At 70.1% G+C, this 10,751-nt stretch carries 8 protein-coding genes and 1 riboswitch; of the genes, 2 read left to right on the top strand and 6 right to left on the bottom strand.

What is annotated here, in order from left to right:
• Positions 1-175: 175 nt before the first annotated feature.
• The 3 genes from btuB to ABE488_RS17550 all read right to left on the bottom strand — a co-directional run bounded on the left by btuB (position 176) and on the right by ABE488_RS17550 (position 3,257).
• Positions 176-2,047, bottom strand: coding sequence for a TonB-dependent vitamin B12 receptor (btuB, locus tag ABE488_RS17540; protein WP_346449686.1), 1,872 nt, complete (start codon positions 2,045-2,047; stop codon positions 176-178).
• A gap of 132 nt (positions 2,048-2,179) precedes the next feature.
• A riboswitch (cobalamin riboswitch) is annotated at positions 2,180-2,398 on the bottom strand.
• Between the two features lie 20 nt (positions 2,399-2,418).
• A complete protein-coding gene (locus ABE488_RS17545; protein WP_346445828.1) occupies positions 2,419-2,778 on the bottom strand; it encodes a TfoX/Sxy family protein in 360 nt (119 codons plus the stop codon).
• Entirely contained in the window at positions 2,775-3,257 is a 483-nt protein-coding gene (locus ABE488_RS17550) for a GAF domain-containing protein (RefSeq protein WP_346445829.1), read from the bottom strand. Before ABE488_RS17550 ends, ABE488_RS17545 begins: the two co-directional genes overlap by 4 nt.
• Positions 3,258-3,329: 72 nt before the next feature.
• Here ABE488_RS17550 and bioD point away from each other — a divergent pair, with 72 nt between their 5' ends.
• Positions 3,330-4,031, top strand: coding sequence for a dethiobiotin synthase (gene bioD, locus ABE488_RS17555; protein ID WP_346449687.1), 702 nt, complete (start codon positions 3,330-3,332; stop codon positions 4,029-4,031).
• Positions 4,032-4,208: 177 nt separating this feature from the next.
• On the opposite strand, the gene ABE488_RS17560 is transcribed toward bioD, so the two are convergent.
• The 3 genes from ABE488_RS17560 to ABE488_RS17570 form a co-directional block, all read right to left on the bottom strand.
• Positions 4,209-7,391: an efflux RND transporter permease subunit gene (locus ABE488_RS17560; protein WP_346449688.1), complete on the bottom strand. Its 3,183-nt coding sequence runs from the start codon at positions 7,389-7,391 to the stop codon at positions 4,209-4,211.
• Positions 7,392-7,455: 64 nt separating this feature from the next.
• On the bottom strand, positions 7,456-8,598 hold the full coding sequence (locus ABE488_RS17565; RefSeq protein WP_346446223.1) for an efflux RND transporter periplasmic adaptor subunit: 1,143 nt from the start codon (positions 8,596-8,598) through the stop codon (positions 7,456-7,458).
• Positions 8,599-8,654: 56 nt separating this feature from the next.
• Positions 8,655-9,428, bottom strand: a complete 774-nt coding sequence (locus ABE488_RS17570) for a helix-turn-helix domain-containing protein (RefSeq protein ID WP_346445503.1) — start codon at positions 9,426-9,428, stop codon at positions 8,655-8,657.
• A gap of 180 nt (positions 9,429-9,608) precedes the next feature.
• Between ABE488_RS17570 and ABE488_RS17575 the strand changes: the two genes are divergently transcribed.
• A partial coding sequence (locus ABE488_RS17575; RefSeq protein WP_346449689.1) for an efflux RND transporter periplasmic adaptor subunit occupies positions 9,609-10,751 on the top strand: 1,143 nt, incomplete at its 3' end.

Here is a 10,751-nt window from a genome sequence, read left to right on the forward strand (position 1 = left end):
GGGGGGGGGGGGGGGGGGGGGGGGGGGGGGGGGGGGGGGGGGGGGGGGGGGGGGGGGGGGGGGGGGGGGGGGGGGGGGGGGGGGGGGGGGGGGGGGGGGGGGGGGGGGGGGCGGGGGGGCGGGGGGGGGGGGGGGGGGGGGGCGCCGTGGCCCCCCCCCCGCGCCCGGCACCGCGTCAGCGCGCGAGCGGCTGCCAGCGCAACGCCAGGCCGTACTCGCGCCCGGGCTGGCGGTACCACGCCACCGTCTCGTAGTCCTTGTCGAGCAGGTTGGTCGCCCGCGCCTCGAGCGTCCACGCGGGTGCGAACGCCCACGCCGCACGCAGGTCGAGGGTGCCGTAGCCGCCGACGCGCAGCGTGTTGGCGGGGTTGTCGTAGCGGCCGCCGGCGCCGCGCAGCGTAGTGCCGATGCGCAGGTCGCCAAAGCTGCGATCGATGTCGAGCCGGCCGCTGCTGCGCGCGCGCCGGGCGAGCAGGTGGTCGTGATAGGCGCCTTCGCTGCGGTCGCGCGGGTCGACGTGACTCAACTCGGTCGACAGGTCCCAGCCGGCGAGGGTGGTCGCGAACGTCAGCTCGGCGCCACGGATGCGGGCCTCGTCGATGTTGCTGCCGCGACCGACATAGTCCGGCGGCGGGTAGACGAACACAATCAGGTCGTCGATGCGGCTCTCGAACACGTCGAGCGACCAGCGCCACTGGGCCGCCTGCTGCGAGATGCCGAGATTCACGCTTTTGGAGCGTTCCGGTTTGAGGTCCGGGCTCTCCGAACCGGGGAAGTACAGGTCGTTGAAGGTCGGGGCCTTGAAGCCGGTCCCGGCGCTGGCGGTCACGCGAAGGCCGTGGGCCATCTCCATGCCCCAGCCCAGGCTGCCCGTGCCGTGGCCGCCGAACTGCTCGTTGTCGTCGTGGCGCAGGCTCGCCTGCAGGCGATGCGCGCCGAAGCGACCGCGGTACTCGACGAACGTGGCGTAGTTGTCGCGCGCCGTCACCGCGTAGCGGGTGTCGCTGTCGACTTGGTCGGCCTGCCAGTCGAAGCCCAGGCTCAGGCCCTGGGTCGGCGCCAGGCCGAAGTCGGCCTGCACCGAGGCGGTGTCGCGGCGGGTGTCGATGCGGCCGACATGACTGCGCGTGCCGGTGTCGGCATCGCGGAAGGAGGTGCTCGACTTGTCGTAGGCGCGGCCGGCCTGCGCGGTCAGGCGCACGACGTCCGAGGGCGCATAGGTCAGTGTTCCGCCTGCCACCTGCTGCACGATGTCGGCCTCGTTACCGCCGAAGAGGCTGCCGTCGAACTGATTGAACGCGTCGGCATGCAAGGCATGACCTTCCAGCCGCAGCGCGTCGGTGAGCTGCACGCCGGCGCGCAGGTTCAGCGAACGGTTGCGGTAGCCGTCGCGGTCGGGCTCTTCAACGAAGCACCCCTGGAACAACGCCGACGAGCCGCGGCAGGCATCGATGCCGTCGGTGCGCTGGAACGCTGCATCGACACCGAACCAGCCCCGGCCGCTGCGGCCGCCGATACCGGCGCTGGCTTCGCGCAAGCCGTGGCTGCCGGCGCCGATTCGTGCGTGCGGCGCAATCGCGCCGTCGTGGCGGCGGGTGAAGATCTGGATGACGCCGCCGATCGCTTCCGAGCCGTAGAGACTCGAACGCGGGCCGCGTACGATTTCCACACGCTCGATCTGGTCGATCGGCAGGTCCTGGATCGCCGGCATGCCGGCGGTCGCGCTGCCGATGCGTACGCCATCGACGAGCACCAGTACGTGGTCGGATTCGGCGCCGCGCAGGAAGATCGAGCTCAGCTTGCCCGGGCCGCCGCTGTTGCCGATCTGGATGCCGGCGCGGCCGCGCAGCAGCTCCGGCAGGTCGCGCGCCTGGCTGCGTTCGATCTCGTCGCGGTCGATGATCTGCGCCGGCACGAGGGTGTCGGCCAGCGCGGTCTGGGTGCGATTGGCGGTGACGAGCACGGCGTCGAGTTCGCCGGGAGCGGCGAGCGCCGACGGAGCGAGCAGGGCAGTGGCGATCGCCACGGTCAAGGTGCGGAACGGCATTGCGGTCTCCTTGCGCGCGCGCATCGAACGCGCGGCGGGCGGGCGGGCGAAGATCGCGGGAACGGGCGCACACGGGCCGCCGTCCAGGCGCAACGCGCACCCGGAACGTCGTCGCAATGCCCGCCGCATCGCAATCAGGTGGAACTTCGAGGCCGGTCTCCGGACTTGCGCGTGGGCGGTCTGAGCCCAGGCGTCGCGCCTTCCCGTGCACAGGGCACAGTGGCGAGAAGCGACGCTTGCACACGCTTACCGTTGCGGGGGCAGTGCCGGAATGGGGTTGCCTCGCGGCGCCCGCACCGGCTTCCCGTTTCAACCCAGGCAGGCCGGGTCACCGCGAAGCAGGCGCGATTGTACGCCAGCGCTTGTCCGGTTCAGCGTGCGTCGGGGTCGCCCGGCATCGCGTCGTCGCGATCGGCCGCGTCGTGCACGATCGTGGTGACCGGGCCGCCCGCGGTCCGTGCGCGCGGGTCGGGCAGTTGTGCGGTCGCCGCTTCGGCGGCCTCGGTCAGCTGCAGGCGACGCGCCTCGGGGACCTCCTGCCAGTGGCAGTCCAGCAGCGCGCCCTCGATCGAGTACAGCAGGTTGAGGCTGGGTCGGAAGCCGGCCCGGCGCACGCGCACGAAGGCCTCGACCGCGCCCGCCGCTTCGAGGTCCTCGCGCGTGCGCAGCCCCACCTGTCGCAGCCACGCCGCCGACTTCGGCCCGAGGTTGCGCAGCTTCGGCGCGCTCAACGCGCGTGCTCGACGTAGAGCCGTGCGAGCGCCTCCAGCCCGGCCTGATCGTCGGCGTCGAACCGGGCCGGCAGCGGACTGTCGAGATCGAAGACGCCGATCAGGCGGTCGCCGTCGACCAGTGGTACGACGACTTCAGACCGCGACGCGGCATCGCAGGCGATATGGCCTGCAAAGGCGTGCACGTCGTCGACCCGCTGGGTCTGCCGGGTGCGCGCTGCGGCGCCGCACACGCCCTTGTCGAGCGGAATGCGCACACAGGCCGGCAGGCCCTGGAACGGGCCGACGACCAGTTCGGTCCCGTCGTAGAAATAGAAGCCGACCCAGTTGAGGTCGGGCAGGGCGTGGTAGACCAGCGCCGAGAGGTTCGCGGCATTGGCGATGGGGTCGGATTCGCCGTGCAGCAGAGCGCGGGCCTGTGCCGCGAGCGCGGCATACTGGTCGGCCTTGCTGCCGCTCAGAGGTGTGGAAGTGAACATGTCGCGCAGTGTAGCAGCGGGGTCGCACCCGCCCGGCCGCGCCGTCGCTGGCGTCCCGATAGGCGCACCGGTATGAGCGCGCGCACGTGCCTGGTCACCGGGACCGATACCGGCATCGGCAAGACCCACGCCAGCGTGGCGCTGCTGCAGGCATTGCGTGCCGATGGTCGCCGCGCGGTCGGCATGAAGCCGGTCGCCAGCGGCTGCGATTGGCAGGACGGTGGCTGGCGCAATGAGGATGCGCTGGCGCTGCAGGCCGCCAGCCGGCCCCGTCCGGCATACGCCGACGTCAACCCGGTGGCCCTGCCCGAAGCGACCGCGCCGACCCTGGCCGCACGCGCAGCCGGCGTGATCGTCAATGCCGCCGATCTGCACGCGGCGCACGCGCGGCTCGCCGCGGCGGCCGATGTGGTGCTGGTCGAAGGCGCCGGCGGCTGGGCCGCGCCGCTGGCCGAGGGCATCGAACATGCGGACCTGGCGCGGTGGCTGGGCGGCGCAGTGGTGCTGGTGGTCGGGCTCCGGCTCGGCTGCCTGAGCCATGCCCGGCTGAGCGCACGCGCGATCGCGGCCGACGGCTGTCGGCTTGTGGGTTGGGTCGGCAACCGGATCGATCCAGAGTTCTCGCGCGCAGACGACTATCTGGGGCTGCTCGCCGACGCATTGCCTGCGCCGTGTCTGGGTGTGCTGCCGTTCGTCGGCGACGGGGGCAGCGCCGAGGCGGGCGCCCTGGTGCTCGATCCGGCCTGGATCGACGCGCTGCCGCGCCGGCTCTGATCGGTGGCGTGGCAACCCCGGCCAGCGCCCCGGGGGCCCCCCGTGCGCAAAGCCCCAAGGGCACCCGCGCCGGGGGGGGCGCCCGGGGGCTCGACCCGGCCTGGCGCGCCGCGCGGCCGCGCGGGCTGGGCTGGGGGGGGGGGCCGCCGCGGCCGGCGCCGCGCAGCCCCGACGTGCTCAGTGCCCCTGGGGCACCGGCGTCGCTGGGTTGCCGTCGTGCCCGTCGGCGTCCGTGGCGGCCACCGCGCCCCGGTCGTGGCTGTGGTCACGCGCCAGCAGCAGGTAGAACGCCGGCAGCACGAACAGCGTGAACGCGGTGCCGATCGACATGCCGGCGGCGATCACCAGGCCCATCGAGAAGCGCGCCGCCGCACCCGGACCGCTGGCGATCAGCAGCGGCACCATCGCGAACACCAGCGCGGCCGTCGTCATCAGCACCGGTCGCAGGCGGATCGCGGCGGCCTGCTCGATCGCCTCGGCCTTGCTCAGACCTTCGTTGATCTGCAGCTTGTTGGCGAACTCCACGATCAGAATGCCGTGCTTGGAGATCACACCCACCAGGGTGACCAGGCCCACCTGCGTGTAGATGTTGATCGACATGCCAGGGAAGGCCTCGATGCCGGCGAACTGCAGGATGCCCGACACCAGGCCCAGCGCGTTGAGCACCAGCAGTGCGCCGCTGATCGCCATCGGCACGGTGATCAGCATGATCAGCGCATCGCGGAAGCTCTCGAACTGCGCGGCCAGCACCAGGAAGATGATCACCAGCGCGAACGCCAGCGTGATCAGCATCGTGGTGCCTTCCTGCTTGAACTGCCGCGACTCGCCGGCGTAGTCCACGCTGTAGCCCTGCGGCAGCACGTCGGCGGCGATCTCGTCGAGCACCCGCAGCGCCTCGCCCTTGGTCACGCCCGGTCGCGGCGCGAAGGTGATGCCCACCGCATTGAGCTGCTGGAAGCGCTTGAGCGACTGCGGCTGCGCGCTTTCCTTGAACGAGACCACCGTCGAGAGCGGGATCAGCTCGCCGCTGCGGGTACGGGTGTAGTAGTTGCCGAGTTGCTCGGCATTGAGCCGGTCGGCGCGCTGCACCTGCGGGATCACCCGGTAGGAGCGGTTCTGCATCGCGAAGCGATTGACGTAGCCGCCGGCGAGCAGCGCGCTCATGTCGGCCGCCAACGTGCGCATGTCGATGCCCAGCAGCGCCGCCTTGTCGCGATCGATCTGCACCTCCACGCGCGGCTTGTCGATCTTCAGGTCCTTGTCCAGGAAGATGAAGCGCCGGCTCTGCTGCGCGCGCGCGACGACCTCGTCGGCGATCTCCGACAGCTGCGCCAGCGAACCGATGCCGCCGATCAGGAACTCGCCGCCGCCGTCGCCGCCGGCCGAGGGCAGCGACGGCGGCACCAGCGCGAAGATGTTCAAGCCGGTGATCTCGGCAAGCTTGGGCTGCAGGTCCTGCTGCAGCACCTGGTTGGTCGAACGGTCGCGCTGGCTCCAGGGCTTGAGCACGAAGCCGCCCATCGCGCTGTTGCTGCCCCCCATGCCGCCGAAGCCGCCGTTGAACAGGAAGAAGTCGTTGATCTCGGGGATCTGATCCACGATGTCGGACATCTCTTCGGTGTAGCGCTCGACATAGTCCAGCGTGCTTGCCGCATCCGCGCTGCCGATCGCGAACACGAAGCCTTCGTCCTCCATCGGCGCCGGTTCCTTGGGCGCGCCGATGTACAGGAATGCGCACGAGACCAGCACCACCGCGCCGAAGGCCAGGATCACGCCGCGGGTCTGCAGCGCGCCGTGCAGGCGTCGCTGATAGCCGTGCTGCAGGGCGTCGAAGCGGCGGTCCAGCCACGCTTCCAGGCGGCTTTTGCCGCTGCCCTGACCATGCGGCTTGAGGATCTTGGCGCACATCATCGGCGTAAGCGTCAGCGCGATCACGCCCGACAGCAGCACCGAGCCGGCCAGCGTGAACGCGAATTCGGTGAACAGCACTCCGGTCAGTCCGCCCTGGAAGCCGATCGGCAGATACACCGCGATCAGGGTCGTGGTCATCGCCACAACCGGCCACGCCAGTTCGCGCGCGCCACGGATCGACGCATCGAACGGCGTCATGCCCTCCTCGATGTGGCGGTGGATGTTTTCCAGCACGATGATCGCGTCGTCGACCACGATGCCGATCGCCAGCACCATCGCCAGCAATGTGAGCAGGTTGATCGTGAAGCCCATCAGCAGCATCAGGAACAGCGCGCCGACCAGCGACAGGGGCACGGTGATCGCCGGGATCAGCACGCTGCGCAGCGACCCCAGGAACAGGTAGATGACCACGATCACGATGATCACCGCTTCGATGATCGTGCGGATGACCTCGTTGATGCCGTCCTGGATCGACTCGGTGCTGTCGTAGGGGATCGTCGCCTCGATGCCCTCGGGCAACTGCGGCACGATCTCGTTGTCCCAGGCGCGGCGCACGTCTGCGATCACGTCCAGCGCGTTGGCGTCGGGCGAGACATAGATGCCCATGAACGTGGCCGAGGCCCCGTTGATGCGCACCGACGAGCCGTAGTTCTCCGAGCCCAGCACCACATCGGCGATATCGCCCAGGCGCACGATCGCGCCGTCTGCCTCGCGCACCACCAGCGCGCGGAACTCATCGGGCGTGCGCAGATCGGTGCGCGCGGTGAGATCGACCGCCACCATCTGGCCCTTGGTCGAGCCCAGGGCCGAGAGCACGTTGTTGGCCTGCAGCGCGGCGTGGACATCGCTGGCGGTGACGCCCAGCGCGGTCATCCGGTCGGGCTTGAGCCACACCCGCATTGCAAATGCGCCCGGGCCCATGATTTCGGCACGCTGCACGCCTGGGATCGTCGCGATCTTCGGCTCCACCGCGCGCGTGAGGTAGTCGGTGATCTGGTTGTCGTCGAGCGTGTCGCTGGCGAACGAGACATACATCGCCGCGACCTGCTGGCCCTGCTGCAGGTCGATGACCGGATTCTCGGACTCGGCCGGCAGTTCGCTGCGCAGCTTGTTGACCTTGGCCGCGATCTGGGTGAGGGCCTGGTTGGGATCGTAGTCCAGGCGGATGTAGGCCTGGATCACGCTCACGCCGGCCGAACTGGTCGAGGTGATGTAATCGATGCCTTCGGCACTGGCGACTTCGCGCTCGAGCGGCGTGGTGATGAAGCCCTGGATCAGGTCGGCGTCGGCGCCGAAGTACGTGGTGCTGATGTTGACGACCGCATTCTGCAACTCAGGGTACTGACGCACATTGAGTTCGGAGAACGCGCGCAGGCCGAACAGCAGGATGAACAGGCTGACGACCATCGCCAGCACCGGTTTGCGGATGAAGATGTCTGTGAATGTCATCTCGTTCTCCCCCGCGCATCGCAGCGCGGGTCAGGGAGCGGGGCGGGCCGGAGCCCGCGCGGCGTCAGCGGTTCTCGGGCGTCGGCGCGTCGTCTGCGGACGGCTGGACGCGGTTGTTGATCGTCACCACCGCGTCGTTGCGTAGTTTCAGCAGGCCGCTGGTGGCCACGCGCTCGCCGGGCTTGAGGCCGTCGGTCACCGCGATCAGGTCGCCACGCGTGGGGCCGGTGGTGATGAAGCGCTGGCGCACCGTCAGCGTCGGGCCCTGTGCGCCGTCCTTGGGTGCGTCGGCCTTCTCGTCGCCGCGCTGCTCCGACACCACGTAGACCGCATTGCCGTAGGGATTGAAGCTGACCGCCGTCTGCGGGATCACGACCACATTCTGCGCACCGCCGACCGCAAGGCCGACGCGTGCGAACGCGCCTGGACGCAGCCTGCCATCCGGGTTGGCCAGCGTCGCCTGCACCTGGAAGTTGCGGGTGTTCGGGTCGACCGCGGGCTCGACTGCGGTGATGGTGCCCTCGAAGCGCGCGTCCGGCAGCGCGTCGACCCGCGCCTCGATGGTCGCGCCTTCCTGGATGCGGGGGAGCTGCTGCTCGGGCAGGGTGAAGTTCAGGAAGATCGGGTCGAGCTGTTGCAGGCTGACGATCGCAGCCCCCGGCGCGAGGTACTGGCCGAGGTTGACCTTGCGGATGCCCAGCACGCCGTCGAACGGTGCGCGGATGGTCTTCTGCGCGATCAGCGCCCGCTGCGCATCGACCTGGGCCTGCGCCGTTGCCGCCTCGGTGGCACGCTGCTCGACCTCGGCCTGCGAGACGAGCTGATCGCTGCCGAGTTCGCGCCAGCGGTCGCGCTGTACCGCCGCCAGCTTGGCGGCCGCCTCGCTCGAGCGCAGCACCGCCAGCTCGTTGTCGGTGTTGAGCTCAACCAGCACCGTGCCGGCCTTGACTGGCTGGCCGGGCTCGAACGACAGCCGGCGGACCACGCCGCCGGCCTCGGTGGTGACATCGGTGCCGTTGACCGCGACCAGGGTGCCGACCGCTTCGAGCGGCGTCGTCCATGCCTGCTCGACCGCATCGAACGTGGTGATCGCCACCGGTGGCTGCGGCATGTCGTCGAAGAAGGCGTTGACCGCACGTCCCGACAGAAACTTGGCGAGGAACACGCCGCCGAACACCAGAACGGTGATCAGCAGCACGACGAACATGCGGAGGCGGGGACGCGGGGCGCGTCGGGGCTCGGTCCTGGACATAGGGGGTTCCGTCAGGCGTAGGAAGGAGGGCAGGGCAGTGCGGGAGCGATGCTGGACCAGTCGGTCCCGAAGACGTCGCGGCTGACGCGGTCGATCAGCGCGTCGAGCGCGGCGTCGTCGCCGGCATCGACCAGCGGCTGCCAGCCGTAGCCGTTGAACAGGTACTGCAGATGGCGGATCAGCAGTCGATAGGGGTGGCCGATCACGGCCGTGTCGATCAGATCGCGCTGCTGCACCAGCGCCTGCAGCCCGACCGACATCATCCATGGGCCCATCGTCAGTGCCGGGATCGGGAGCGTGGACGACGGCAGCTCGCCGTTCGCGCGGGCTTCGGCCGCGATGCCGTCGATCAGGTCGCCCAGCGGCTCGAATGCCGCCAGCGCCCGGCGCCGGCTCTCCGCCGACGCAGCGCCCCAGACCATGTCGGTCCAGACGAACTGCGCCAGGCGGAAATGCTCCGGCTGCTCACGCATGATCAGCAGGTCGGCCAGAACCACGGCCAGCATCCGCTCACGCGTGGGGCCTTGCCAATGCGCCGCGCGCTCGAACAGCTCCACCCGGCTCATGCAGTTGCGTGTCGCCAGGGCCACCAGCAGATCTTCCTTGCTGGCGAAATGCCGGTACAGCGTGCCGATCGCATAGCCGCACTCCTCGGCGACGCGCGCCATCTGCAACGACATCAGCCCGTCGCGCTGGATCTGCGCCTGGGCGACATCGAGCAAGGCGATCTCGCGCTCGGCAATCTCGCGCTGACGCCGGGCGACAGTGGTGCTGGTGACGGACATGAGGAACCTGAACACGAACGGCGGCGCATTGTGAATCAAGTTCATTTTGTGAGCAAGGTTCACGGCCGCTTCGGGGAGCCGAGTGGCGGAATGACTTCCTGCACGGTGCAGATCGGTTGCCTAATTAGCTATACTGGCCGGTATAGTAAATCCCGTTCGACTCCTCCCCCAGGTCCTCCCATGCGCCGAATCCTGTCCATTGCCGTGCTCGCCGCGGCGCTTTCCGCCTGTGGCAATCAACAGGAACAGGCGGCGCCGCCGCCACCCGAAGTCGAGGTGCTGACTGTCCAGCCGGGCGCGCAGCCGCTGCGCCAGGATCTGGTCGGCCGGCTCGCGCCGTTCCGCAGCGCCGATGTGCGCGCCCGTGTCCCCGGCGTGCTCGAGCGTCGTGTCTACACCGAAGGCAGCGACGTAAAGGAAGGCGACGTGCTGTTCGTGATCGATCCGGCGCAACTGCAAGCCGCGCTCGGTAACGCCCAGGCCGCCGAAGCGCAGGCGCAGGCGCAGTACACCAACGCCAAGACCGCCGCCGACCGCGCACGTCAGCTGGCGCCCACCGACTTCATCTCCAAGTCCGACCTCGACAACGCGCTGGCGACCGAGCGCAGCGCGCAGGCCTCGCTGGAAGCGGCGCGGGCGTCGGTGCGCAGTGCGCAGATCAACCTAGGTTACGCCACCGTGCGCGCGCCGATCTCGGGCCGCGCCGGCAAGCAGCAGGTCACCGAGGGTGCGCTGGTCGGACAGGGCGATGTGACGCTGCTGACCACCGTCGACCAGATCGACCCGCTGTACGTGAACTTCTCGATGAGCGTGTCGGACATGGAGGCGCTGCGCGCCAAGCAGGTCGACCGCAGCGAGCAGGCCTCGGTGCAGGTGCGGTTGCAGGATGGCACGGTCTACGAGCACACCGGCAGCCTGGACTTCTCGGCCGACGTCGTCGACCCGGCGACCGGCGCCATCGCGCTGCGCGCGACCGTGCCCAATCCCGACCGCCGCCTGCTGCCGGGCACGTACGTGACCCTGGTCGCCGACATGGGCCGCCAGGACGGCATCTACGTGGTGCCCCAGGCCGCGGTGCAACGCGACGCGACCAGCGCCTTCGTGCTCGTCGCCGGTCCCGACGACAAGGTCGTGCGCAAGGACATCAATCTGGTGCGCGCCGACGGCGGCAACTGGATCGTCGATTCGGGTCTGGCGGCAGGCGACCGGGTCATCACCTCGGGCCTGCAGCGCGCCCAGATCGGCGCGGCGGTGAGCCCGAAGCCGGCTCAGGCCGCACCGGCTGCCGCCGCCACGCCGGCGTCCGGCGCGCCGGCCCCGGCG

This window comes from Luteimonas sp. TWI662 (assembly GCF_039673825.1).
Lineage (GTDB): Bacteria > Pseudomonadota > Gammaproteobacteria > Xanthomonadales > Xanthomonadaceae > Luteimonas.